We start from the raw sequence: 24,596 nt of genomic DNA on the forward strand, positions 1-24,596 counted from the left end.
GTCAATGGGTACTATTTTTGCCCATGTACGCAATCATCACCACAACCGGCAAGGACCGCGTCGGCATCATCGCAGCCGTCGCGAACGCGGCCGCAGAGCGCAACCTGAACATCGTCGACGTATCCCAGACGCTGATGGACAACTTCTTCACCATGATCATGCGCGTGGAGCTGCCGACCGCGGGCGGCGAGCCGGTCGACATGGGCGATCTGCAGGCGCACCTCGCCGCCACCGGGCAGCAGCTCGGGGTGGACGTGCGCATCCAGGCGGAGGACCTGTTCACCGCCATGAACGAGATCTAGGGCGCGGGGTATTCACGAACTATGGCGACTGATTTCGACTTCAAGGCTGGCCGCATCCTCGACGTCATCCGCATGATCGAGGATTACCGGCTGGACATCCGCACGGTGACCATGGGCATCTCGCTCATCGGGTGCACCCGCGCAACGATGGAGGCGACCGCAGACGCGGTGTACGACCGCGTTATGGAACGCGCCCGCGACCTCGTGCCCGTTTGCGAAGGCATCGAGCGCGAGCTGGGCATCCCGATTGTGAACAAGCGCATCTCGGTCTCCCCCATCGCGCTGGTGGCCGCCGGCGCCGAGGGCAACCCGGTGCTGGTGGCGAAGGCGTTGGACAAGGCCGCGGCTGAGCTCGGCGTCAACTTCGTCGGCGGCTACTCCGCTCTGGTGGAAAAGGGCGCGACCGAGGCTGACGCCCGCCTCATCCGCTCCATCCCTGAGGCCCTGTCCACCACCGGCAACGTGTGCGGTTCTGTCAACGTGGCCACCTCCCGCGCCGGTATCAACATGGACGCGGTTGCCGAGATGGGCCGCGTGATCAAGGAGGCTGCCGAACTCACCGCGAACGAGTCCTCCATCGCCTGCGCGAAGCTGGTTGTCTTCGCCAACGCCGTGGGCGACAACCCGTTCATGGCCGGTGCGTTCCATGGCGTCGAGGAACCGGACACGGTCATTTCCGTCGGTGTGTCTGGCCCGGGGGTTGTCGACAACGCTATTGGGTCGCTGGAGGGGGCTTCGCTTAACGACGTCGCCGAAGAGATCAAGAAAGCCGCCTTCAAAATCACCCGCGCCGGCCAGCTGGTGGGCAACATGGCTGCCGAGCGTCTCGGCGTGCCGTTCGGCATCGTGGACCTCTCGCTTGCCCCCACCGCCGAGATCGGCGACTCCGTGGCGCACATTCTCGAGCACATGGGACTTGACCAGGTGGGTACCCACGGCACGACGGCGGCGCTGGCGCTGCTCAACGACGCAGTGAAAAAGGGCGGCATGATGGCCTGCTCGCGCGTCGGCGGCCTCTCCGGCTCTTTCATCCCGGTCTCGGAAGACCAGGGCATGATCGACGCCGTGCGCGCCGGCTCCATCACGATGGACAAGCTCGAAGCGATGACGTCGATCTGCTCCGTGGGCTTCGACATGATCGCAATCCCCGGCGACACCTCCGCCGAACTGATTGCGGGCATGATTGCGGACGAAGCCGCCATCGGTGTCATGAACCACAAGACCACCGCCGCCCGCCTCATCCCAGTACCTGGCACCAAGCCGGGCGACGAGGTCAACTTCGGTGGCCTGCTCGGCTACGCCCCGGTGATCCCCGTATCGCAGGTGGGCAACGACGCGTTCATTCGTCGCGGCGGGTTCATTCCCGCGCCGGTTCACGGCTTCCGCAACTAGCCTTGCTAGCGATCCCCGCCCAGGCTATCCTGTACGCAATCCTGTACGTTTTTTCGGCTGAGGGAGACGTGTTGTGAAAGTCATGTCGTACACCGAGTCGCGCGCTAACTATGCGGAAGTTCTCACCCGAGTGGTGGAGGACTGCGAGGAGGTGGTTATTACCCGTTCGGGCCACGAGCCGGTCGTCGTAGTCTCCCTCGCAGAGTACGAAGCGCTTAAAGAAACCGCCTATCTCCTCGGGTCTCCTAGGAACGCCCGTGTACTCGAAGAAAGAATTGCACGGGTCGATCGCGGATCGGTCTTGGAACGCGCGTTGCTCGAGGATGACTAGTGCTCATCTGCTGGGACCCAGACGCATGGGAAGAGTATTGCGATTGGCAGACCCAAGATCGGCGCATGCTTAAACGCATCAATGCGCTTATAAACGATATTTGTAGGAACGGAAACGAGGGCATCGGCAAACCCGAACGCCTCATGCACAATCTGACTGGCTACTGGTCTCGGAGGATCAACAGCGAGCATCGCTTGATCTACAAAATCGACGAGGCCGGTGTCACCATTATTTCCTGCAAATACCACTACGGTGACTAGCCCCGTCAAAGTTAACGCTTTTTGCCCACCGTAAAGTAGGCCAGCCAGCCCAGTGTGTTCACTGCGGGGATAGTAACTCCCCAGAGCCACTTGGGGCCGCGGAGGGAACGTGCGTCGGCACGCGCGAGATTCCAGAGTGCGGCACTCTTGCCGACGGTGTCGATGCCTGCGAGAATGCCCACAATCTTTCGCTGCTCCCTGGACATGGCGTTCCAGCCGTCGCGAAGGGTGTCGAGAATAGTGTCGTTCGAAGCCATGCGTCTGATCGTACGCGAGCGCAGGCATTTTAAGACCGTGTACTAGATTCATGTGAATGACCGTCGATCGTCCTTTCCTGCTGCTCAGCACTCGTCCTGAGGACGCTGCGTCTGCCGAGGAGTACGCATCCTTCCTCTCTAAAATGCGCATCCCGGAAGAGGCGCTGGAACAAAGGCGCGTCGAATCCGCTCCACTCGGGGACGTCGACCTGGATAAGTACTCCGGAGTGCTCCTCGGTGGCAGCCCATTCAACAACACCGATGAGGTCAAGAGCGATCTGCAGCTTCGCGTCGAACACGAGATTGGCACGCTCGTGCGAGAGATCATCGAGTGCGACTTCCCTCTCATGGGCGCCTGCTACGGCATCGGCATGGTCGGCGGTGCTATCGGAGCGCGGCTTGGCAGCGAGTACGCCGAGGAAGCCGGGATGATCGAGATTCTCCTTACCGAGGACGGTAAACGCGACCCGCTGCTCGACGGCCTACCCGATTCCTTCCCTGCTCTCGTCGGCCACAAAGAGGCGATCACCGAACTACCGTCTGAGGCGACACTGCTTGTCGCCGGCTATGCCTGCCCGACCCAAATGTTCCGAGTGAAAGAGAACGTCTACGCGACCCAGTTTCACCCGGAGCTCACAGCCCAGGCGCTCGAGGCGCGTCTGCGCCTCTACGCTCACTTGGGCTACTTCCGCCTCGACGTGTTCGACGACATTCTGGCGACCGCATACGCGCACGATTACTCCTGGTCCAACCGGATCCTTTACAACTTCGCGGAGCGCTACCGCCAGTTTTAGGGCCGGTTCGGGGTTCCGGGAAAGGTTTGCGCCGCTCTAAAGCCGCTTTAGGTCGCCCCCGCAGCCGTTATCGTCTCCTTCGGGCTTGCGTTTCACCGTCTCAAACAACGCGTTGTGTGCTGGCGGTGGCGCATCTTCCGAACGCGCAATGACGGACATCGTGCCGTCCGTTTCGAGGATGATCGCCTGCACACCGTCGAGGCTGGCGGTACCGCTGATGCGCACCGCCTGCAGGATCTCCCGCTGTGTCACGCGCTCGGCGCGCATCGTGTCGGTGAGGAAGTCGCCGCCGTAGTACAACAGAGCGGGGTCGGCTTTGATAAGCCGCTCGAACTTGCTCGAGCGAAAGGCGAGGCGAGAGATCGTCCATTGCGCCAGAAGGAGAACCAAGATCGCGGTTACAGACTGCGCGAGCTTAAGGTCCTCCGTCGTCAACGTGCTAGCGAAGATTGATCCGATCGCGACAGTGATGATGAAGTCGAAGATGTTGAATTTCGACAATGACCGTTTGCCGCTGATCCGCAGCATGGCGATCAACGTGACGTAGATGATGACGCCCTTCACCGCCGTGGCGGCAAGGGTCCCCCATTCGCTAGCGAGAATGCCCGGCATCAGGCTAGCTCCACAATTTCCATGTATTCGTCGCTCCACAGGTCTTCGTCGCCCTCGGGCATGATGATGACGCGCTCAGGCTCGAGTGCGCGAACGGCACCCGGGTCGTGGGTCACCAGCACCACCGCGCCCGTGTAGGTCTTCAGCGCGTCGAGCACCTGCTCGCGGGACTGGGGGTCGAGGTTGTTCGTGGGCTCGTCGAGAAGCAGAACGTTGGCGCGGGAGGAGACGAGCGTCGCTAGCGCGAGGCGCGTCTTCTCGCCGCCCGAAAGCGTGCCCGCCGGCTGCTCGAGTTTGTCGCCGGAGAACATGAATGCACCGAGCAGGCCGCGCAGGTCCTGCTGCCCCGCGTCCGGGCAGGCCTCGATCGTGTTCTCCCACACCGTCTTATCGCCGTCGATCGTGTCGTGCTCCTGGGCGAAGTAGCCGATCTTGAGGCCGTGGCCGGACACTAGGCCGCCCTCGCCGTCTGTGCGCTCCACTCCGGCTAACAGCTTGAGCAGGGTCGTCTTGCCTGCGCCGTTGGTGCCGAGGACGACCACGCGCGAGCCCTTGTCGATGGCTAGGTCCACGCCGGCAAAGACTTCCAGCGAACCGTACATCTTGGTGAGGCCTTTGCCGTACAGCGGCGTCTTGCCACAGGGAGCCGGTTCGGGGAAAGAGATGGAGGCGAACTTGTCGGCAATGCGGACGTCGTCAAGCTCGCTCATCATGCGGTCAGCGCGGGCAAGCATCTGCTTCGCTGCGGCCGCCTTCGTCGCCTTCGCACCCAGCTTCGCCGCCTGCTTCTGCAGCGCGGCGGCCTTCTTCTCCGCGTTGGCGCGCTCGCGGCGCCTTCTCGCCTCGTCTTCCGCGCGGGCCTTCTGGTAGGTAGAGAAGCCCATGTTGTACACGTCCGCCTCAGCGCGGACGGCGTCGAGGAACCAGACCTTGTTGCAGACGTCGTCCAAGAGCTCGACGTCGTGCGAAATCATGATGAGGCCGCCCTCGTGCTTTGACAGGAAGTTTCGCAGCCAGGAAATGGAGTCGGCGTCGAGGTGGTTCGTGGGCTCGTCGAGAAGCAGCGTCGTTTCACTCTTGCCCGAGCCGGAGCGCGATGCGAACAGAATCTGGGCGAGCTCCACGCGGCGGCGCTGACCGCCGGAGAGGGTTCTCAACTTCTGGTCGAGGACTCGCTCAGGCAGGCCCAAGTTGTCGCAGATTTGCGCCGCCTCTGCGTTGGCCTCGTAGCCGCCGAGCGCCTGGTAGCGCTCCTCAAGGCGCGAGTACTTCGCGATCGCCTTGTCGCGCTCAGCGCCCTCGGTGGTTTCCATGATCTGCTGCTGTTTGGCCATGGAGCGCTGAATCTGGTCCAGCCCGCGCGCGGAGAGCACGCGGTCGCGGGCGGTTTGCTCGATGTCTCCTTCTTTGGAGTCCTGGGGCAGGTAGCCGATCTCGCCTGAGCGCGTCACGGAGCCGCCGTATGGCTCGGTCTCCCCCGCCAGGATGCGCATCGTGGTGGTCTTGCCGGCACCGTTTCGGCCCACAAGCCCGATTCGGTCGCCGGGCTGAACACGCAGGTGCTGTCCCGGTGCCGAAAGCAGGGTCCGGGCGCCGACGCGGACCTCGAGATCATTGGTGACAATCACGGTATCACCTTACAAGCGAGGTCAAATGGCCTGTTCACTAGCAGGGATCGACGTACTCCGCGGCGTTGCTCAGGAGCCGGCCGTTGCCCCCGTAGGTCGCTTTGGCCCGGCACATTGCGTCGACATCGGTGCCGTAGTCGATGTAGATCGGGTACACATTGTGGCCGTCGACCTGTGCCCGCAGTGACGGGCACGCGCCCGGAACCGCGAAACGAACCGGCTCCCCGCTCGGGTGCATCATGAGCACCTGCTGGGCGATGTCATACATCGCGCCGCCGTCGTTGCCCTCATCGATGACCGAGTCGAGAATCAACACCGCGCGCCCGTCACAAGCCGGGTACGTCGCGACCTCTCCGGCCTCCCCAAGCCCCGCGGACACAATGACGCCGTCTTGCAGGTAGTAGTTCGATCCGCCAGTCTGCGACGGGGTCGGCGCTCCCTCTGTCACCGTCTCAGTCACCGTTTCCGTCGGAGACGCCGGCGACGATGACGTCGAGATCGGGGTGGCGACCACCGTTGGCTCCTCAATTCCTGACGAGCTGCAGCTAGCGAGCAACACCAACGAGGCGAGTGCCGTGGCCGCGCCGAAGACGCGTAAAGGCAAATGCATGGCTCACACGCCAGCTACACCGCGAAACCGAGGGCGCGGAGCTGCTCGCGCCCTTCTTCGGTAATGAACTGCGGGCCCCACGGCGGCATCCAGACCCAGTTGAGCTCCAGCTCGTCCGCGGCGGTGTTCTCCAGCACGGAGATGCGGGCCTGCTCCTCGATGACATCGGTGAGCGGGCACGCGGGCGAGGTCAACGTCATGTTGATCACCGCGATGTTCTTGCCCTCGCGCTCCTCAATCCACAGGTCGTACACAAGACCCAAGTCAACGACGTTGATGCCCAGCTCAGGGTCGATCACGTCGCGCATGAACTCCTCGACATCGCCCGCGAGCTTGAGCTGCTCCTCGGTCTGCTCCGGGCGCTTCGCTGCCATATCTTCAGCCATGGGTTAGTCCTCTCTCTTCTCTTTCGCTTCGGCGGTCGCGGCCTCAAAGGCCTTCCAACCGAGCAAGGCGCACTTGACGCGGGCGGGGAACTTGGCCACGCCGGCAAATGCGACACCGTCGCCGATGAGCTCGGCATCGCCTTCCAAGTTGCCGCGGGAGGTAATCATTTCCTCGAACGACTGCAGCTTCTTGAACGCTTCCCCGATCGGTTTGCCGATCAGCTCCTCCGCCATGACGGAGGTGGACGCCTGGGAAATGGAGCAGCCAATGGCGTCGTAGGAGATGTCCTCAACGGTCTCCCCGTCCTCAGACAGCTGGACGCGAAGCGTCAGCTCGTCGCCGCAGGACGGGTTAACGTGGTGGACCTCAGTCTCGAACGGCTCGCGGAGCCCGGCGTGCTGCGGGTTCTTGTAGTGGTCCAGGATGACTTCCTGGTACATCGATTCCAAATTCATCGTGCGAAAAACTCCTTCGCTTTGCTAATCGACGCAGCCAACACATCCACTTCCTCCAACGTGTTGTAGAGGTAGAAACTTGCCCGGGACGTCGACTGCAGGTCGAGCCCGCGGTGCGCGGGCCACGCGCAGTGGTGTCCGGTGCGGATAGCCACGCCCTCTGCATCGAGCACCTGGCCGAGGTCGTGTGGGTGCACGCCGTCGACCGTGAACGCGATCGCGCCGCCGCGCTTGTCGGCGGTGAGGGGTCCGGCGATGGACAGGCCGTCGATAAGCTGCATTTGCTCCAGTGCGTACGCCGTGAGCTCGCGCTCGTGCGCCGCGATCTCCTCCATCCCGATCTCGGTGAGGAAATCGACAGCCGCGCCGAGACCAACCACCTGCGAGGTCATCTGGGTCCCGGCCTCGAATCGCTGCGGGGCCGGCGCGTAGGTCGAATGGTCCATGTGGACGACCTCGATCATGGATCCGCCGGTGAGAAACGGCGGCAGTTCGTTCAGGTGCTTGGAGTACACCACGCCAACGCCGCTCGGGCCGCACATCTTGTGGCCGGAGAATGCGGCGAAGTCCACGTCAAGCGCGTGGAAGTTGACGGGCATGTGCGGCACCGACTGGCATGCGTCGAGCACGGTGAGCGCGCCGACCGCCTTCGCGCGGCGCACCATCTCCTCGACGTCGGCGTGCGCGCCGGTGACGTTGGACTGGTGCGTGAACGCCACGACCTTGACCGAGTCGTCGAGCTCGAGCGAGTCGAGGTCGATGCGCCCGTCCGAGGTCATTGTGTACCACTTGAGCGTGGCGCCGGTGCGGCGCGCGAGCTCCTGCCAGGGCACCAGGTTCGCGTGGTGCTCGAGCTCGGTGATGACGATGGTGTCGTCCGAGGTGACCTGCAGGTCGCCGGCGCGGGAGTCGCCCAGCACGTAGGCGGTGAGGTTCAGCGCCTCGGTCGCGTTTTTCGTGAACGCGATCTCGTCGCCGCGCGCGCCCACGAAGGCCGCGATCTTTTCGCGCGCCGACTCGTAGGCGTCGGTCGCCTCCTCGGCCAGCTGGTACGAGCCGCGGTGCACCGGGGCGTTGCAGCCGAGGACGAAGTCGCGCTCAGCATCCCAGACGCGCTGCGGACGCTGGGAGGTCGCGCCCGAGTCGAGGTACACCAGAGGCTTACCGTCGCGGATGGTGCGCCCCAGGATGGGGAACTCCTTGCGGATGGCGTGAACGTCGAAACTCATTAGATGAACTTCTCGTAGCCCTCGGCCTCGAGCTGGTCAGCGAGCTCGGCGCCGCCGGTCTTCACAATCTTTCCGTCGGCGAAGACGTGGATGAAATCCGGCTTAACGTAGTTCAGGATGCGCTTGTAGTGGGTGATCATCAGTACGCCACCGTTGGTCTCGTCCTGGTAGCGGTTGATGCCCTCGGAGACGATGCGCAGCGCGTCGACGTCGAGGCCGGAGTCGGTCTCGTCCATGACGGCGAACTTCGGCTTGAGCAGGGACAGCTGCATGACCTCGTGGCGCTTCTTCTCGCCGCCGGAGAAGCCTTCGTTGACCGAGCGCTCGGAGAAGGAGACGTCCATCTGCAGCGCTTCGCGCGCCGAGTTCAGCTCGGAGACCCACTCGCGCAGCTTCGGCGCTTCACCGCGCACAGCGGTCACAGCCGAGCGCATGAAGTTGGAGGACGACACGCCCGGAACCTCCACCGGGTACTGCATGGCTAGGAAGAGGCCGGCGCGGGCGCGCTCGTCGATGTCCATGTCGAGGATGTTCTCCCCGTCGAGCAGCACCTCGCCGTCGGTTACCTCGTACTTCGGGTGGCCGGCCAGCGTGTAGGCCAGCGTCGACTTGCCGGAGCCGTTCGGGCCCATGATTGCGTGAGTCTCGCCGCCGTTGATCGTCAGGTTCACGCCCTTGAGGATCGGCTTGGCCTCCTGGCCCTCCTCCGTCGGCAGGACATTCGCGTGCAGGTTCTTGATTTCCAGAGTGGACATAAGTCAGTACTTCCTTTAGTTGTTGTTCTGCTCGAGCTCGCCGGCTACGCGCGCGATGAGCTCCTCGCGCACCGATTCCACCGGGATTTGGTTCAAGACCTCATTGAAGAAGCCGCGGATGATCAGGCGCGTCGCCTCCGCCTCCGGGATGCCGCGGGAACGGAGGTAGAACAGCTGGTCGTCGTCGAAGCGGCCGACGGTGGCGGCGTGACCCGCGCCAGCGATCTGGCCGGTCTCGATCTCCAGGTTCGGCACCGCGTCCGCGCGGGCACCGTCGGTAAGCACCAGGTTGCGGTTCGTTTCGTAGGTGTCGGTGCCCTTCGCGTTCGCGCGGATCAGCACGTCGCCCACCCAGCAGGTGCGGGCCTCGGGCAGGCCGGAAGAGGGGTTGCCCTGGAGCGCGCCCTTGTACAGGACGTTGGAGCGGCAGTTGGGCACTGAGTGGTCCACCAGCATCCGGTTCTCGATGTACTGACCGTCGTCAGCGAAGTAGACGCCGGTCAGCTCCACGTCGGCGCCCGGCGCGGCGAAAGTGACGCGCGGAGTCAGGCGCACGATCTCGCCGCCGAACGCCGCGACGCTGTGGCGCAGCACGGAGTCGCGGTTCACCCGGATGGATTGCTGGCCGATGTGGATCGCGCCGCGGTCCCAGTTGGTGTCCACCACGGCGTTGACGTGGGAGCCCTCGCCGATGTGCCAGTTCACGTTGTCGGCGTGGATGCCGGTGCCCGCGTAGCGCACGATAACCGTGGCCTGAGAATTGCGGCCTGTCTCAACGAGAATGTTGCTGAACGTGGTGGCATCCTCGCCGGCACCGGTGATGGTGATCACGATCGGGGTGTCAAGCATTGCCTCGTCCGGCACGGAGATGACAGTGCCGCGCTCGGCGGACGTCCACGCCTGGGCGGCGACGCGGTCGACCGGACCGCCGGCCACCCGCAGGCGCTCGTCGCTGGAATCGAGGTGGTCGACGGTGACGTTCGACGGTGCGTCGACAAGCACCTGCTCCTCAACCTGCGCCGGGAACGTGCCGTCGTGCAACCCGCGCAGCCTGCGGAGCGGGATGAAGCGCCAAACCTCGTCGCGCCCGCCTGGGACCGGGAAGTCGGCGACGTCGAACGACTGGAACAGGTCGCCCTTGTTGTTGTGCGTTGTTGCGTTTCCTACTGGCGTGGTCACTAGCCCACAGATCCTTCCATTTGCAGCTCAATAAGGCGGTTCAGCTCGAGGGCGTACTCCATCGGCAGCTCCTTAGCAATCGGCTCGACGAAGCCGCGCACGATCATCGCCATCGCCTCTTCCTCGGCAATGCCGCGGGACATGAGGTAGAACAGCTGCTCCTCGCTGACCTTCGACACCTTCGCCTCGTGGCCCAGCGTCACGCGGTCGTTGCGGATGTCGTTGTACGGGTACGTGTCAGAACGGGAAATGTCGTCGACCAAGAGCGCGTCGCATTCCACGTTCGACACGGAGTGGTGCGCGTTCGCGTTGACCTGGATCAAGCCGCGGTACGCGCTGCGGCCACCACCGCGGGCAACGGACTTCGACACCACCGACGAGGAGGTGTGCGGAGCCAGGTGCACCATCTTCGCGCCCGTGTCCTGGAACTGGCCCTCGCCTGCGAACGCCACAGAGAGCACCTCGCCGCGGGCGTGCTCACCAGTCATCCACACAGCCGGGTACTTCATGGTGACCTTGGAGCCGATGTTGCCGTCGACCCACTCCATCGTTGCGCCTTCCTCGGCGCGGGCGCGCTTGGTCACGAGGTTGTAAACGTTGCTCGACCAGTTCTGAATCGTGGTGTAGCGGCAGCGGCCGCCCTTCTTCACAATGATCTCAACCACGGCGGAGTGCAGAGAGTCCGACTTGTAGATCGGAGCGGTGCAGCCCTCCACGTAGTGCACGTACGCGTCCTCGTCGACGATGATCAGGGTGCGCTCGAACTGGCCCATGTTCTCCGTGTTGATGCGGAAGTAGGCCTGCAGCGGGATATCCACGTGCACGCCCTTCGGCACGTAGATGAAAGACCCGCCGGACCACACTGCAGAGTTCAGGGCGGAGAACTTGTTGTCGCCGGCCGGAATAACGGATCCGAAGTACTCCTGGAACAGCTCCGGGTACTCGCGCAAGCCGGTGTCGGTGTCGACGAAGATGACACCCTTTTCTTCGAGGTCCTCGCGGATCTGGTGGTAGACCACCTCGGACTCGTACTGAGCGGCGACGCCGGCCACGAGGCGCTGCTTCTCGGCCTCGGGGATACCCAGCTTGTCGTAGGTGTTCTTGATGTCCTCGGGCAAGTCGTCCCAGCTCTGGGCCTGCTCCTCAGTGGAGCGGACGTAATACTTGATGTTGTCAAAATCAATGTCGGAAAGGTCCGCGCCCCAGGTCGGCATCGGCTTCTTCTCAAAGATCTCGAGTGCCTTCAGGCGCTGGTTGAGCATCCATTCCGGCTCGTTCTTGATGCCGGAGATGTCGCGCACCACGTCCTCGCTGAGGCCGCGGCGAGCCGACGCGCCCGCGACGTCCGAGTCGTGCCACCCGTAGTTGTAGGCGCCGATGGAGTTGATGATCTCGTCATCGTTCATCGGCGTCTCAAGGCCGGGTGCGGGAGTTGCTTTCGTCATTGTGTGTCCGCTCCTTAGCTTTGAAAGCTCGTTGTTGTCTGGTTTTTTCGCTGCCCTGCGTAAGGCTGGTTCACGTCCGTTAACGGAATGTTCGTCGTGCAAATTCCGTTGCCGTCCGCGATCAAGGCCAGCGACTGAATGTGGCTGCCCACAAGCTCTGCAATGAGCTCGTGCTCTGCTTCGCACAGTTCCGGGTGCTCGGCCGCAACCGCGGCAACCGGGCAGTGGTGCTGGCACAGCTGGATGCCTCCGGCGGCCTTGGTCACGGTAGTGGCGTAGCCGTAGCTCTCCAGCGCGGAAGCGACATCTTTGACCACGTCCTCCACCGCGCCGTCGGTGCTCACACCCGCAAGGATCTTCCGGATCCGGGCGCTGGCGAGGTCGCGCACCGCTTCTTGGCCGCCAAGGTTCTCGATCACGTCCACCGCGTCTTTAGCGAGGTCGCCGTACCCGGTGCCAAAGTGCGCGCGGCCGGAGTCGGTAAGGCGGAAGTGTTTCGCCGGGCGGCCGCGCGTTGCTTCCGCCCCGGCGACGGCGTTGGGTTCGCATTCCTCGGCAATGCCCTCCACCACCAGCGCGTCGAGGTGCCTGCGCACCCCAGCGGCCGACAGTTCGAGGGCCTCGCCCAGTTCGGTGGCGGTGACCGGCCCGCGCTTGAGAAGCTGCGACATGACCGCGCGGCGGGTCTCCCCAACATTTGTTCGCTCAGCCATTGCCTCACCTCTTTCCAGCGTCGATTTCTCAGGGCCTTTTCACAACACTAGTGTGTGCTAAATGATTTCGCCGCAGCGGGTCGGGGGAACCCAGGAGCATTTCGCTTATCGACGCCACGCCGTCTCCTACAATCTCCCCGCGCTCGATTCCCTCCCTCACCACGGGGCCCTTCGAGTGGTGGGCCTTATCGGCGCTGTGATCGTCGCCCTCGGCGGCTGGCGCGGCGGCGCCCTTCCGGCGACCGCAGAGGCCACCGACACCGAGGTAATCGTCTCCAACGCGGCGGTGTTCGTCGGCGCAGCCGTTATGGTCGCTGCGTGGTTGGGCATGGGACCCCGCGCCGCGCGCGGCGATGTGCGCGACAGTGTGACCACGTTCTTGTGGTGGTCGGCACCCCTGGTCGTCACCGCCCCGCTGTTTTCCCAGGACGTGTACTCCTACCTCGCGCAGGGCGCGGCGGTGCACCGCGGCTTGGACCCCTTCTCGGGTGGACCCGTGACCCTGCTCGGACGCGGCGACCCGCTGGCGCAGAACGTGCCGAAGATCTGGTCTGACTCCCCCAGCCCTTACGGCCCGGTTGCGCTCGGAGTGTCCGCGGCGATCTCGGTGCTCTCCGGCGACGACGTTCGCGCGGCGATTATCATGCACCGGCTCGTCGGCATTGCCGCGCTACTCGTGTGCGCGTGGGCGCTCGCCGCGCTTGCCCGCCGCCGCGGCGTATCCCCGGGATCCGCGCTGTGGCTGGGTCTGCTTAACCCGTTGGTGGTGCTGCACCTGGTCGGGGGAATCCACAACGAGGCAATCATGCTCGCTTTCATGCTTGCAGGCCTCGAAGTCGGCCTGCGGGCGCTCGACGAGGGTGCCGTGCGCAGCTGGACGTTGTTCACCGCCTCGAGCGCGTTGATCTCCTGCGCCGGGCTGGTGAAGGTTTCCGGTTTCATCGCGCTCGGCTTCACCGGCATGGCGCTCGCCCGCGTGACGCGCCCGCGTCTCGGAACTGTCACCGCAGTCGGGGCAGCGGCACTCTTCCAGCTCGCCGCTCTCGCCTCTACCGCGGTAGTGGTCGCGGCGATCGCCCACACCACCAACGGGTGGCTGTTCGTCCAAGGCGGCGCGGCCGAGATCCGCAGCTGGCTGTCCATGACCACCGAGGCCGGGATCATACTGAGCAACGTCGGCGAGTGGCTGGGGCTTGGAGACCACACCGACGGTCTCATCTCGTTCACCCGCGGCCTCGGGTTCACCATCGCGGTCGCCTACATGGTGCGCAAGCTGTTCGAGACGCTCAACGGCAAGCAGCATCCGGTGCACGCGATGGGTTTATCCACGCTCGTTCTCGTCGCGCTGTTCCCCGTCGTTCAGCCGTGGTACCCGCTCTGGGCTATCCCGGCGCTCGCAGCGAGCGAGCGGCGGTTGCTTGTGCGAGCAGGCCTCGCCGTCTTCAGCGCCGCTATCTGCTTCGTCGTCCTTCCCCTTGGCAGCTCGATGGAGCCGAACGAGGTCGCTGTGGTCTACGCGGGCGCGTTCGCCTCGGTGGCGCTGATCGCCGGCGCGGCGTGGCTCTGGTTCCGGCGTAGGACGCCTGCGCGACTACACTGACGAGCCATGGAAAACGCGCTGGTTGTCACCGATGTGGTCAAGCGCTTCGGCGAAAAGGTGGCGGTCGACGGTTTGAGTTTTGCCGCTCCGCAGGGCCAAGTCCTGGCACTTTTGGGCCCGAACGGCGCAGGCAAGTCCACCACCCTGGACATGTGTGAAGGTTTCGCCCGCCCCGACTCCGGTGAGATCCGGGTCCTCGGCATTGACCCGGCCAAGCAACCGCAGAAAGTGCGCGAGCGCATCGGCATCATGCTGCAGGGCGGCGGTTCGTATTCGGGCGTGACAGTGCGCGAGATGCTCAATCTCGCCGCGTCGTACAACGTCGACCCGCACGACCCGGATTGGCTGATCGACCTGCTCGGCCTGCGCGGGGTGGAAAACACCACCTACCGCAGGCTCTCTGGCGGCCAGGCGCAGCGGCTCTCGCTCGCCCTGGCGATTATCGGCCGGCCCGAGCTGGTGTTTTTGGACGAGCCCACCGCCGGCATGGACGCCCAATCCCGTGCCGCTGTGTGGGACATCATCACCGCGCTGCGCCGCGACGGCACCACGGTCATCCTCACGACCCATCTGATGGACGAGGCCGAGTCCCTCGCCGACCGCGTCGTGGTGATTGACCGCGGCACGGTCGTCGCCCAGGGGACCCCAGCCGAGCTCACCGCCCACGCCGGCTCCCCAACCACCACGGTGATCACGGCCTCCCCACTCGACCCTGACGCCCTCGGAAGCCAGCTCGCCCCCTTCGGTTGCAAAGTGCGCGAGACCCGCCATCAGCACTACCGGGTGTTGGGAGAGATGACCCCCGCCGCTGTTTCCGCGGTTGCGCTCGAGGCGGAGCGGCAAAAGGTGCAGATCACGGACCTGCGGGTGTCGCACCGCACGCTCGAAGACGTGTTCTTGGACGTCACCGGGCGCCAGCTCCGCAGTTAGATCCGGCCAGACGAGAAGAGAAGGAGTCCAGCATGGAGACAAGCCCGCAGCTCGACCACGGCGTTTTCTCCCCCGCCCCGCGGCGGGCCACCTTCAGCCAAATGGCTGTTGCGCAGGGCAAGATCGAGTCGAAGCTCATGCTGCGGCACGGCGAGCAGATCCTGCTGAACCTACTGATCCCGGCAGGTCTGCTTATCGCTGCTGCTGTGGCGCCGGTATTCGGCGACATCGATTTCAACACCCTTGTGCCGATGGTCTTCGCTGTCGCCGCGACCTCCGCCGGGTTCACCGGCCAGGCCATCGCGCTCGCGTTCGACCGGCGCTACGGCGCTCTGAAGCGCACCGGCGCATCCGGGGTGCCTCCGTGGGTGATCATCGCAGGCAAAATCATCGGCGTGCTTGCCACCGTAGCCGTGCAGATCGCGGTGCTGGGTGCGCTTGCGGTGTTCCTCGGCTGGCGCGTCAGCCTCGTTGGTGCGCTCGCCGGCCTTGCGGTTTTGCTGATCGGCGTGGCGGTGTTCACCTCGCTCGGCATGCTCATGGGCGGCACCCTGAGCTCAGAAGTAGTGCTCGCGCTGGCAAACCTCATCTGGGTCGCGTTCATGGGCATCCTCGGCTGGGTGGCGTATTCGGGTGATGTTGCCCACGCCGGCTGGTGGAACGCTGTCCCGACGGTGGCTCTGGCCGGTGCGCTCACACAGGCCCTCCACGTCGCCTTCAACGCCTGGGCGTGGCTTTCGCTGGCTGTCTGGGGTGCTATCGGCGTCGGCGGCGCCGAGCGCTGGTTCCGCTTCGACGGCTAGGTGTTTGGCCCCCGCGCGCGATAGACTGCCCCGAAACAACGAGCATCAAACAAAAGTTGGAGAGGTTCGACAGTGAGCACCACCGCGCCCGCGACGAACGGCGGCGATACTGGGTTGGCGGCTGAGGGGCCGTCGATAAGCTTGCAGCGCACGCTTGCGATGATCCTGCTGGTGTGCCAGGGCGGCATTACGGTGACCGGGTCGCTGGTGCGCGTCACCGGCTCCGGCCTGGGTTGCAACACGTGGCCGCTGTGCCACGAGGGCTCGCTCGTGCCCGTTGAGGGCGCGGCGCCGTGGATTCACCAGGCGATCGAGTTCGGCAACCGCCTGCTCACCTTCGTCGTCGCCGCTGCAGCCGTTGCCGTTCTGCTGGCAGTGAAGAAGGCCGGGCGCCGGCGGGAGATCAAGACCCTAGCCTGGATTTCGCTGCTCGGCGTGGTGCTGCAAGCCGTCATCGGCGGCATTTCGGTGCTGCTCGACCTGCGTTGGTGGTCGGTGGCCGTGCACTTCTTACCCTCGATGGTGCTCGTCTGGGTCGCGGCGATGCTGTACATGCGCGTCGCCGAGCCCGACAACGCCGCGCCAACCGAGCGCTACCCCAACTCCGTGCGCACGCTGGTCGTGCTCGCTGCCGCCGCGCTGTGCCTGGTGCTGATCACCGGCACCATGGTCACCGGCTCCGGCCCCCACTCTGGAGACTCCGGCGTGGGCATGGAAGGCCGCCTCGAGCTCGACACGGCCATGCTCGCCTACGTCCACGCCGCGTGCATGTACGTCTACCTCATCTGCACTCTGGTGGCTGTCTACCTGCTGCGCAAGCACAACGCGCCGAAGGACGCGTTCAACACCTCCTTGGTGCTGGTGGCGCTCATCGTCGTCCAGTGGGCCATCGGCGTGACGCAGTTCCGCCTCGGTGTGCCGCGCTGGACCATCCCCGCGCACATTGGGATGAGCTCCATGGTGGTCGCTTTTTCCGCGTTCTTGTACTCGCACGGGAAGCGCAGGTTGCCTACGCTGAAGTGACATGAAGGCAATTTATGTCACCGAGCACGGCGGACCCGAGGTATTGCGCTACACCGACGTGGAGGCCCCTGAGCCGACGCAGGAGCAGTTGCTTATCGACGTCGCGTTTGCCGGCATCAACTACATCGACACCTACTTCCGCTCCGGTTCCTACCCGCAGGATCTGCCGTACATCCCCGGCACCGAGGGCTGCGGCCGCGTCGCGCACGACCCCAAGGGGGAGATCGCGGAGGGCACGCTGGTGGCGTGGAACCGCGGACCCGGCTCATACGCCGAGCAGGTCGTGGTGGACCGCGGCCGCGTCGTTGCCGTGCCGGAGGGAGTCGACGAGGCAGTCGCGGCCTCCATGCTGCTGCAGGGCATGACCGCGCACTACCTCACCGAGTCTGTCTACCCCGTCACCGAAGACACCTCGCTGGTTGTGACCGCGGGCGCCGGTGGTGTGGGCCTCATCCTCACCCAGATGGCCGCGGCGAAAGGCGCGTCGATCTTCTCAGTTGTCTCCACCGAAGAGAAGGCTGAGCTCGCCCGGGAGGCGGGCGCCACCCACGTCTTCACCTACGCGGACGACTTGGCGGCCCAGATCAAAGACGCGAACGACGGCCGCGGCGTCGACGTGGTCTTCGACGGGGTGGGAAAGGACACGTTCGATTTCGCGCTCGAGGTGTGCCGCCCGCGCGGTCTCGTCGCATCTTTCGGCTCCGCCTCCGGCGACGTGGAGCCCTTCGAGATCCAGCGGCTGAACCGCGCCGGCTCCCTCTTCCTCACCCGGCCGAAACTAGACGACTACACCGCGTCCGACGACGAGTTCCGCATGCGGGCCCAGGCGGTCGCGCGCGGTGTCGAGGACGGCACGCTCACGTTCCGCATCCACCCGCCTTACGACCTCGCCGACGCGAAGCAGGCGCACGAGGACTTGCAGGCGCGTAAAACAACCGGTTCGGTCGTCCTGCGGGTCAGCGAGCAGTAGCTGACGGCGCCGTCAAGCTACAGCAGCGTGGGCAGGCCGAGCACCGCGTCCACGGACAGGCCGAGGAAGAGCGCCGCGAGGTAGTTGTTCGACAGGATGAACAGCTTCAGCGGCTTGACCTTCTCCCCTGCCTTCACGCCGCTGTAAAGCTTGGTCGCAACCACAAGGAACACGGCCCCGGACACGAGTGCGGTGATCAGGTAGATCCACGACGCCGCGGGCACGAGAAGCAGCGAGGTGGCAACAGTGAGCCACGAGTAGACCACGATCTTGCGCGTGGTCTCGGTCGGCGTGGCCACGACAGGCAGCATCGGTACGTTCGCGCGGGCGTAGTCGTCGCGGTACTTCATCGCCAGGGCCCACGTGTGCGGCGGTGTCCAGAAGAAGATGATCATGAACATCACCACGGCCTGCCACCAGTGGTCCGGGGAGCCGTCGTGGACGTTGTCGCGGATGACCGCCCAGCCGACGAGGACGGGCATGCAGCCGGCCGCGCCGCCCCAGATCACGTTCTGCCACGTCCTGCGCTTCAACCATTTCGTGTAGACGAAGATGTAGAAGAAGTTCGTGAAAACGATGAATGCCGCGGCGAGCCAGGAGTTGCAGACGAACCCGAGCCAGAGCACCGAGGCGATGAGCAGGGCCCAAGCGAAGACCGCCGCTTTTTCCTTGGTCACGCGGTGGCGCACCAGCGGGCGGGCGCGCGTGCGCCCCATCTTCTGGTCGATGTCGTAGTCGGCGACCATGTTGAAGGTGTTGGCGGCGCCAGCGCCCATCCAGCCGCCGAAGAGGGTGCCCAGCACGAGCCAGAGGTCAACCTCGCCGCGGTTGGCTTGGAGCATGGCGGGGATCGCGGCGACGAGGAGCAGCTCGATGACCCTCGGCTTCGTCAACGCGAAATACGCCTTGATGGTCTCCAACACTTCTCCTTCGCCGTGGCGTTTGAAAATTCATTCTTAAGGGCGCAGCGGAGCGCCCCCGCATCATTCCTTCGGTTGATACTAACCCCGACCCGCCTCTCGTACGGAATCGGACACGTCCCCCACCGCTCGCCTCGCGCTCACGGTGCGGGGAGGGAGCTTGTAGGATTTGTATGACCTTCACTGCCCCCACGAGACCCAAGCGAGGAAACTGTGAACCAGCCGACGCTGCCCGAGCCGCTTCAGGCTATGACCGTCCGCAACTACCCCAAGGACTGGACCGATACGGACACCCGCGCGGTCGACACAGCCCGCGTCCTCGCCGCCGACGCCGTGGAGCACTGCGGCTCCGGCCACCCCGGCACCGCAATGTCGCTGGCACCGCTGGCCTACACCCTGTTCCAGCGGGTGATGCACGTCGACCCGCGCGACAAGGACTGGATTGGGCGCGACCGCTTCGTACTCTCCAACGGCCACTCCTCGCTCACGCAGTACGTCCAGCTCTACCTCGGCGGCTTCGGGTTGGAGCTCGACGACCTCAAGGCGCTTCGCACCTGGGCCTCGAAGACGCCGGGCCACCCGGAGTACAACCACACAGACCACATTGAGATCACCACGGGCCCTCTCGGCCAGGGCCTCGCCTCCGCGGTAGGCATGGCCATGGCCGCCCGCCGCGAGCGCGGCCTGCTCGACCCGGACGCAGCTGCCGGCGAATCGCCGTTCGACCACTTCATTTACGTCATCGCGGGCGACGGCTGCCTGCAGGAGGGCGTCACCTCGGAGGCGTCGTCGCTCGCCGGCACCCAAGAACTGGGCAACCTCATCCTGTTCTGGGACGACAACCGCATCTCCATCGAGGACGACACGCAGATCGCGTTCACCGAGGACGTGCTGAAGCGCTACGAGGCCTACGGCTGGCAGACGCTGACCGTCGAGTCCGGCGAGGACGTCGTCGCTATTGAGAAGGCTGTCGAGAAGGCCAAGGCCGAAACGGCTAAACCGACCATCATCCGCGTTAAGACCGTGATCGGCTACCCCGCCCCGACCATGATGAACACCGGCGCGGTCCACGGCGCCGCCCTCGGGCCTGACGAGATCGCCCGCGTCAAGGAGGTGCTCGGCTTCGACACTGAGGCGACCTTCCCGGAGGAGGCTGAGGTCATCGCCCACACTCGCAAGCTGGGCGAGCGCGCGGCCGAGTACCGCAGCGCCTGGGAGGAGAAGTTCACCGCGTGGGCCGAGCGCAACCCGGAGCGCAAGCAGCTGCTCGACCGCCTCATCGCGCGCGAGCTGCCGGCCGGCTGGGGCGAGGGCGAACTTGCCTTCCCGACGTGGGAGCCGGACGAGAAGGGTATCGCCACCCGCAAGGCGTCTGAATCCGCCATCCAGGTCGCGGCAAAGGCACTGCCTGAGCTGTGGGGCGGCTCCGCCGACCTCGCCGGGTCCAACAACACGTTGATCAAGGGCGTGGCGTCCTTCGGCCCGCGCTCGATCTCCACCGACATCTTCACCGCCGAGCCCTACGGCCGCAACCTCCACTTCGGCATCCGCGAGCACGCGATGGGCTCCATCATGAACGGCATCGCCCTGCACGGCCCGACCCGCGTCTACGGCGGCACGTTCCTGATCTTCTCGGAGTACCTCTACCCCGCCATCCGCGTTGCGGCGCTTTCCGGCATCGACGGCTACTACGTGTTCACCCACGACTCCATCGGCCTCGGCGAGGACGGCCCGACCCACCAGCCGGTCGAAACGCTCGCGGCGCTGCGCGCTATCCCGGACCTCGCGGTGATCCGCCCGGCGGACGCGAACGAGACTTCCGCAGCGTGGAAGGCAGCGCTCGAGTCCAAGGAGCAGCCGAAGGCGCTCGCGCTGTCGCGCCAGAACCTGCCAGTGCTCGAAGGCACGAAGCAGAAGGCGTTTGAGGGCGTGGCGCGAGGCGCGTACGTGCTCGTCGAAGGCTCGAAGGCCACCCCAGATCTGATCCTCATGGCCTCCGGCTCGGAGGTGCAGTACGCGGTCGAGGCCGCCAAGGTCTTCGAGGCCGAGGGCACCGCAACGCGCGTGGTGTCCGTGCCGTCCATGGACTGGTTCATGGAGCAGGGCGACGACTACATCGACGAGGTGCTCCCGCGCGAGGTGAAGGCCCGCGTGTCGGTCGAGGCCGGTGTCTCAATGCCGTGGTTCCGCTTCCTCGGTGAGCACGGTCGCGCCGTCTCGCTGGAGCACTTCGGTGCCTCCGCACCGGGCGCCGAGCTGTTCGAGCGCTTTGGTTTCACCACCGACAACGTGGTGCGCGTCGCACGCGAGACGCTCGACTGCGTGGCCAACAACCGCACCGTCCCGACCAGCGAGCGCGTCGGCGATACCGAGTCCGAACCAACCCGCGGCGACGGCAAGTAACTGCCGCACGAAAGGAACCGAACACCACATGACCGCGATCGATGATCTCTACCAGCTAGGCACCTCCACCTGGCTCGACGACCTCTCCCGCGAGCGCATCACGACCGGCAACTTGGCGCAGGTCAAGCGCGACAAGTCCATCGTCGGCGTAACCACCAACCCGGCAATCTTCGCAGGTGCCATGTCTGCCGGCAACGCCTACGACGAGCAGCTCGCCACGCTTCGCAAGGAAAGCTCGCTTGCCGACGCAGCGGTGTACGCCATGAGCGTCAAAGATGTCCAAGACGCCTGCGACGAATTCCGCGACACTTTCGAGCGCACCGGGGGCAAGGACGGCCGCGTGTCCATCGAGGTCGACCCCCGATACGCCGCCGACGAGGAGAAAACCGTTGCCCAAGCAGCGGAACTGTGGAAGCTTGTCGGCCGCGAGAACGCGATGATCAAGATCCCGGCGACCGACGAGTCGCTGCCGGCGATCACCGCCTCCCTCGCCGAGGGCATTTCCGTCAACGTCACCCTCATCTTCTCTGTGGAGCGCTACCGCCAGGTGATCGAGGCCTACAAACGCGGCATCGCCGAGGCGGCCAAGAACGGCCACGACGTGTCGAGCATTCACTCGGTTGCGTCCTTCTTCATCTCCCGCATGGATACCGAGGTGGACAAGCGCCTGGACGCCATCGGCACCGATGAGGCACTGGCGCTGAAAGGCAAGGCGGGTATCGCGAACGCCCGGTTGGCGTACCAGCTCTTCCTCGACGAGTTCTCGGACACCGCCATGACCGAACTCCCAGCCGGTGCGAACAAGCAGCGCCCGCTGTGGGCGTCCACCGGCGTGAAGAACCCCGACTACCCCGCCGACATGTACGTCGTGGAACTGGCGGGCCCGGATACGGTGAACACCATGCCGGAGGCGACGATCGACGCCGCTATCGCCGGCGACCGTGTCGGCGGCGACACCCTGACGGGCACCGCCGAGGCTTCGCAGGCTATCTTTGACCAGCTCGCCGCCGCCGGTATCGACGTCGAGGACGTTGTGGACGTACTGGAGCGCGAGGGCGTGGAGAAGTTCGTCGACGCGTGGCAGGAACTGCTCGACAACATGGAGGAAAACCTCAAGTGACTCGTCCGAATCCAGCGCCGCTAGCAAACCCGCTCCGCGCCTTGGACGACACCCGCCTGCCCCGCATCGCAGGCCCGTCCGGCATGGTCATCTTCGGCGTGACCGGCGACCTCGCGCGCAAGAAGCTGCTGCCGGCGGTGTACGACCTTGCCAGCCGCGGCTTGCTGCCGGCCGGGTTCACCCTCGTGGGCTTCGGCCGCCGCGAGTGGTCGAAGCAAGACTTCGAGGATTACGTCCGCGAGGCTGTGACGTCGTCCGCCCGCACCACGTTCAACGAGAACGTCTGGGCGCGGCTCGCAGAAGGCATGCACTTCGTCACCGGCGCTTTCGACGACGACGCAGCTTTCGACAAACTCGCTGCCCAGCTGGAGGAGATGGACGCTACACGCGGCACGGGAGGCAACTGGGCGTTTTACCTCTCGGTCCCGCCAGAGCACTTCGCCAACGTCGTCCACCAACTCGACCGCTGCGGCATGGCGGCGCAGGAGGGGGACAACGGCGCGTCGCGGTGGCGCCGCGTCATCATCGAGAAGCCGTTCGGACACGACCGGGAATCGGCCGTCGAGCTTAACTCGGTGGTCAACTCGGTCTTTCCTGAGAACGCGGTCTTCCGCATCGACCACTACCTGGGCAAGGAAACGGTGCAGAACATCCTCGCCCTGCGGTTCTCCAACGAGATGTTCGAGCCGGTGTGGAACGCCCACTACATCGACCACGTGCAGATCACCATGGCAGAGGACATCGGCCTCGGCGGGCGCGCGGGTTACTACGACGGTATCGGGGCCGCGCGCGACGTGATCCAGAACCACCTCATCCAACTGCTCGCGCTGGTGGCGATGGAGGAGCCGACGTCGTTTTCCCCGCGGCGTCTCAAAGCAGAAAAGCTCAAGGTGCTTCGGGCGACCTTTCCCGTCGAACCGTTCTCCGAGACCACCGCGCGGGGCCAATACACTGCCGGGTGGCAGGGCTCCGAGCACGTGGTGGGTTTAAGGGAGGAAGAGGGCTTCGACCCGGAATCCACCACAGAGACGTTCGCGGCCTGCACGCTGCAGATCAACTCGCGGCGCTGGGCTGGCGTGCCGTTCTACCTGCGCACCGGCAAGCGCCTCGGTCGCCGCGTGACGGAGATCGCGCTGGTGTTCAAGCGCCCGCCCTACCAGCCTTTCACCGAGGGCCAAACAGATCTCCTCACCAACAACGCCGTAGTGATCCGGATCCAGCCGGACGAGGGCGTGCTCATGCGCTTCGGCTCCAAGGTGCCCGGATCAACCTTCGAGGTCCGCGACGTGAACATGGACTTTTCGTACTCCGAGGCGTTCACCGAGCAGTCGCCGGAGGCGTACGAGCGGCTCATCCTCGACGCGCTGTTGGACGAGTCGAGCCTCTTCCCCACCAACGACGAGGTGGAGCGCAGCTGGGAGATCCTCGACCCAATCCTCAACTTCTGGGCCGACAACGGCCGGCCGGACGAGTACGCCGCGGGGACGTGGGGCCCGAAGTCCGCGCACGACATGCTGGCGAAAGACGGCCGCGAATGGAGGCGCCCGTAAATGATCCTCACCCTGAAGAACACGACCACGCGCGAGATCGCGAACACACTGGTCGCGGCGCGCGAAAACTACTCGCTCGCCACCGGCCGCGTGCTCACGCTTCTCGTAGCCGTGAGGGCAATCGACGACGTCGACGCGATCCTTTCCACCTTGCGCACCGCCACCCGCGAGCATCCCGCTCGCGTCCTGGTGCTGATCATCGGCGATCCGGCAGAGCCAACCTCGCTCGACGCTGAAGTGCTCGTTGCCGCCGACGCCGGCGCATCCGAGGTTGTGGTGATGCGGCTGCGCGGCGAGCTGACGAACCACCTCGACGCGGTGGTGACTCCCCTGCTGCTGCCGGACACCCCGATCGTGGCGTGGTGGCCGACCACGGCCCCGGCGTGCCCCGCGCAGGCGCCGCTGGGCAACATTGCGCAGCGCCGCATCACTAACACCCACCACAACGTGACCGGCAACTCCCTGCTCCGGGTCACAACGGGCTACACCCCGGGTGATTCGGACATGATGTGGTCGCGGATTACGCCGTGGCGCGGAGTGGTCGCCTCGGCGCTGGACCGCTGCCCCGACGCGCAGATCCGCGCGGTGAGGATCACCGGCTGCGCCCAGGACCCGAGCGTGGATGTCGCCGCTGGTTGGCTCGCCTCGGCGTTGAACGTCACCGTGACCAGGGCGTCGTCCGAGCGGCCTGCTGAGGACGCGGCGCAGATCGACCAGGTGACCTTCATCGCCGACATCGGCGAGATCACCGTCGAGGTCGTCGACGCCCACACGGTCAAAGTGTCGGTGCCGGGCAACGCCGACGCCTTTGTCGCGCTCAGCGCCCGCACCGACGCGGAGTCGCTCGCCGAAGAGCTGCGCCACCTCGACTCGGACGCGACCTACGGCAGGGCGCTCGCCGGACTGGCGCAGGTGCAGGAGGCGTAAA

Annotated in this window: 26 protein-coding genes; 14 read left to right on the plus strand and 12 right to left on the minus strand. The window is 65.2% G+C overall.

Translation table 11 applies throughout. The annotated features are described in order from the left end of the window. Positions 1-23: 23 nt before the first annotated feature. The 4 genes from V6D40_RS00480 (at position 24) to V6D40_RS00495 (ending at position 2,285) form a co-directional block, all read left to right on the plus strand. A complete protein-coding gene (locus V6D40_RS00480) occupies positions 24-302 on the plus strand; it encodes an ACT domain-containing protein (protein ID WP_334265072.1) in 279 nt (92 codons plus the stop codon). Between the two features lie 21 nt (positions 303-323). Then, positions 324-1,694 (plus strand): PFL family protein, encoded by a 1,371-nt coding sequence (locus V6D40_RS00485; RefSeq protein ID WP_334265073.1) that lies wholly within the window; start codon positions 324-326, stop codon positions 1,692-1,694. Positions 1,695-1,767: 73 nt separating this feature from the next. Next, positions 1,768-2,025: a type II toxin-antitoxin system Phd/YefM family antitoxin gene (locus V6D40_RS00490; protein WP_334265074.1), complete on the plus strand. Its 258-nt coding sequence runs from the start codon at positions 1,768-1,770 to the stop codon at positions 2,023-2,025. Further along, positions 2,025-2,285 (plus strand): Txe/YoeB family addiction module toxin, encoded by a 261-nt coding sequence (locus tag V6D40_RS00495; protein WP_334265075.1) that lies wholly within the window; start codon positions 2,025-2,027, stop codon positions 2,283-2,285. Before V6D40_RS00490 ends, V6D40_RS00495 begins: the two co-directional genes overlap by 1 nt. 11 nt (positions 2,286-2,296) lie before the next feature. Here V6D40_RS00495 and V6D40_RS00500 read toward each other — a convergent pair whose 3' ends face one another. Next, on the minus strand, positions 2,297-2,542 hold the full coding sequence (locus tag V6D40_RS00500; RefSeq protein WP_334265076.1) for a hypothetical protein: 246 nt from the start codon (positions 2,540-2,542) through the stop codon (positions 2,297-2,299). A gap of 56 nt (positions 2,543-2,598) precedes the next feature. Here V6D40_RS00500 and V6D40_RS00505 point away from each other — a divergent pair, with 56 nt between their 5' ends. Further along, entirely contained in the window at positions 2,599-3,336 is a 738-nt protein-coding gene (locus V6D40_RS00505) for a glutamine amidotransferase (protein WP_334265077.1), read from the plus strand. Positions 3,337-3,372: 36 nt separating this feature from the next. Here V6D40_RS00505 and V6D40_RS00510 read toward each other — a convergent pair whose 3' ends face one another. Genes V6D40_RS00510 through V6D40_RS00555 form a run of 10 tightly spaced genes read right to left on the minus strand, consistent with a single transcriptional unit; the run spans position 3,373 to position 12,349 of the window. Next, positions 3,373-3,948, minus strand: coding sequence for a DUF421 domain-containing protein (locus V6D40_RS00510; RefSeq protein WP_334265078.1), 576 nt, complete (start codon positions 3,946-3,948; stop codon positions 3,373-3,375). Beyond that, complete coding sequence (locus V6D40_RS00515) at positions 3,948-5,576, minus strand: ABC-F family ATP-binding cassette domain-containing protein (RefSeq protein ID WP_334265079.1); 1,629 nt, start codon at positions 5,574-5,576, stop codon at positions 3,948-3,950. The genes V6D40_RS00510 and V6D40_RS00515 overlap by 1 nt, the downstream gene beginning before the upstream one ends. A 37-nt stretch (positions 5,577-5,613) precedes the next feature. Beyond that, on the minus strand, positions 5,614-6,186 hold the full coding sequence (locus V6D40_RS00520; RefSeq protein ID WP_334265080.1) for a hypothetical protein: 573 nt from the start codon (positions 6,184-6,186) through the stop codon (positions 5,614-5,616). A gap of 14 nt (positions 6,187-6,200) precedes the next feature. Further along, positions 6,201-6,572 (minus strand): metal-sulfur cluster assembly factor, encoded by a 372-nt coding sequence (locus tag V6D40_RS00525; protein WP_334265081.1) that lies wholly within the window; start codon positions 6,570-6,572, stop codon positions 6,201-6,203. A 3-nt stretch (positions 6,573-6,575) separates the two neighbouring features. After that, a complete protein-coding gene (gene sufU, locus V6D40_RS00530) occupies positions 6,576-7,028 on the minus strand; it encodes a Fe-S cluster assembly sulfur transfer protein SufU (RefSeq protein WP_334265082.1) in 453 nt (150 codons plus the stop codon). Continuing rightward, complete coding sequence (locus V6D40_RS00535; RefSeq protein ID WP_334265083.1) at positions 7,025-8,257, minus strand: SufS family cysteine desulfurase; 1,233 nt, start codon at positions 8,255-8,257, stop codon at positions 7,025-7,027. The genes sufU and V6D40_RS00535 overlap by 4 nt, the downstream gene beginning before the upstream one ends. Next, positions 8,257-9,012: a Fe-S cluster assembly ATPase SufC gene (gene sufC, locus V6D40_RS00540; protein ID WP_334265084.1), complete on the minus strand. Its 756-nt coding sequence runs from the start codon at positions 9,010-9,012 to the stop codon at positions 8,257-8,259. The genes V6D40_RS00535 and sufC overlap by 1 nt, the downstream gene beginning before the upstream one ends. Positions 9,013-9,027: 15 nt before the next feature. Beyond that, the gene (gene sufD / locus V6D40_RS00545; RefSeq protein WP_334265085.1) at positions 9,028-10,191 is read right to left on the minus strand and encodes a Fe-S cluster assembly protein SufD; all 1,164 of its coding nucleotides are present in this window, start codon (positions 10,189-10,191) and stop codon (positions 9,028-9,030) included. Then, the gene (gene sufB / locus V6D40_RS00550; protein ID WP_334265086.1) at positions 10,191-11,636 is read right to left on the minus strand and encodes a Fe-S cluster assembly protein SufB; all 1,446 of its coding nucleotides are present in this window, start codon (positions 11,634-11,636) and stop codon (positions 10,191-10,193) included. Before sufB ends, sufD begins: the two co-directional genes overlap by 1 nt. Before the next feature lie 14 nt (positions 11,637-11,650). Beyond that, entirely contained in the window at positions 11,651-12,349 is a 699-nt protein-coding gene (locus V6D40_RS00555) for a helix-turn-helix transcriptional regulator (protein ID WP_334265087.1), read from the minus strand. A gap of 61 nt (positions 12,350-12,410) precedes the next feature. Between V6D40_RS00555 and mptB the strand changes: the two genes are divergently transcribed. The 5 genes from mptB to V6D40_RS00580 all read left to right on the plus strand — a co-directional run bounded on the left by mptB (position 12,411) and on the right by V6D40_RS00580 (position 17,675). After that, complete coding sequence (mptB, locus tag V6D40_RS00560) at positions 12,411-13,949, plus strand: polyprenol phosphomannose-dependent alpha 1,6 mannosyltransferase MptB (RefSeq protein WP_334265088.1); 1,539 nt, start codon at positions 12,411-12,413, stop codon at positions 13,947-13,949. A gap of 6 nt (positions 13,950-13,955) precedes the next feature. Beyond that, positions 13,956-14,879, plus strand: a complete 924-nt coding sequence (locus V6D40_RS00565; protein ID WP_334265089.1) for an ABC transporter ATP-binding protein — start codon at positions 13,956-13,958, stop codon at positions 14,877-14,879. 32 nt (positions 14,880-14,911) lie between these two features. Beyond that, positions 14,912-15,682 (plus strand): multidrug ABC transporter permease, encoded by a 771-nt coding sequence (locus tag V6D40_RS00570; protein ID WP_334265090.1) that lies wholly within the window; start codon positions 14,912-14,914, stop codon positions 15,680-15,682. Between the two features lie 72 nt (positions 15,683-15,754). Further along, on the plus strand, positions 15,755-16,705 hold the full coding sequence (locus tag V6D40_RS00575) for a COX15/CtaA family protein (RefSeq protein ID WP_334265091.1): 951 nt from the start codon (positions 15,755-15,757) through the stop codon (positions 16,703-16,705). Position 16,706: 1 nt separating this feature from the next. Beyond that, entirely contained in the window at positions 16,707-17,675 is a 969-nt protein-coding gene (locus V6D40_RS00580; protein ID WP_334265092.1) for a quinone oxidoreductase family protein, read from the plus strand. Between the two features lie 17 nt (positions 17,676-17,692). On the opposite strand, the gene V6D40_RS00585 is transcribed toward V6D40_RS00580, so the two are convergent. Then, positions 17,693-18,595 carry a heme o synthase gene (locus V6D40_RS00585; protein WP_334265093.1) on the minus strand — a complete coding sequence of 301 codons (903 nt, stop codon included), beginning with the start codon at positions 18,593-18,595 and terminating at the stop codon, positions 17,693-17,695. 249 nt (positions 18,596-18,844) lie between these two features. On the opposite strand from V6D40_RS00585, the gene tkt reads away from it, so the two are divergent. From tkt to V6D40_RS00605, 4 genes are read left to right on the plus strand one after another with little or no spacing between them, the layout of a single operon-like run. Then, positions 18,845-20,998 carry a transketolase gene (gene tkt / locus V6D40_RS00590; protein ID WP_334288637.1) on the plus strand — a complete coding sequence of 718 codons (2,154 nt, stop codon included), beginning with the start codon at positions 18,845-18,847 and terminating at the stop codon, positions 20,996-20,998. Positions 20,999-21,026: 28 nt separating this feature from the next. Continuing rightward, positions 21,027-22,118 (plus strand): transaldolase, encoded by a 1,092-nt coding sequence (tal, locus tag V6D40_RS00595; RefSeq protein ID WP_334265094.1) that lies wholly within the window; start codon positions 21,027-21,029, stop codon positions 22,116-22,118. Continuing rightward, on the plus strand, positions 22,115-23,668 hold the full coding sequence (zwf, locus tag V6D40_RS00600) for a glucose-6-phosphate dehydrogenase (RefSeq protein WP_334265095.1): 1,554 nt from the start codon (positions 22,115-22,117) through the stop codon (positions 23,666-23,668). Before tal ends, zwf begins: the two co-directional genes overlap by 4 nt. Further along, on the plus strand, positions 23,669-24,595 hold the full coding sequence (locus tag V6D40_RS00605) for a glucose-6-phosphate dehydrogenase assembly protein OpcA (RefSeq protein WP_334265096.1): 927 nt from the start codon (positions 23,669-23,671) through the stop codon (positions 24,593-24,595). Position 24,596: the final 1 nt, after the last annotated feature.

The organism is Corynebacterium sp. Marseille-Q4381, assembly GCF_036881695.1.
Classification (GTDB): Bacteria; Actinomycetota; Actinomycetes; order Mycobacteriales; family Mycobacteriaceae; genus Corynebacterium.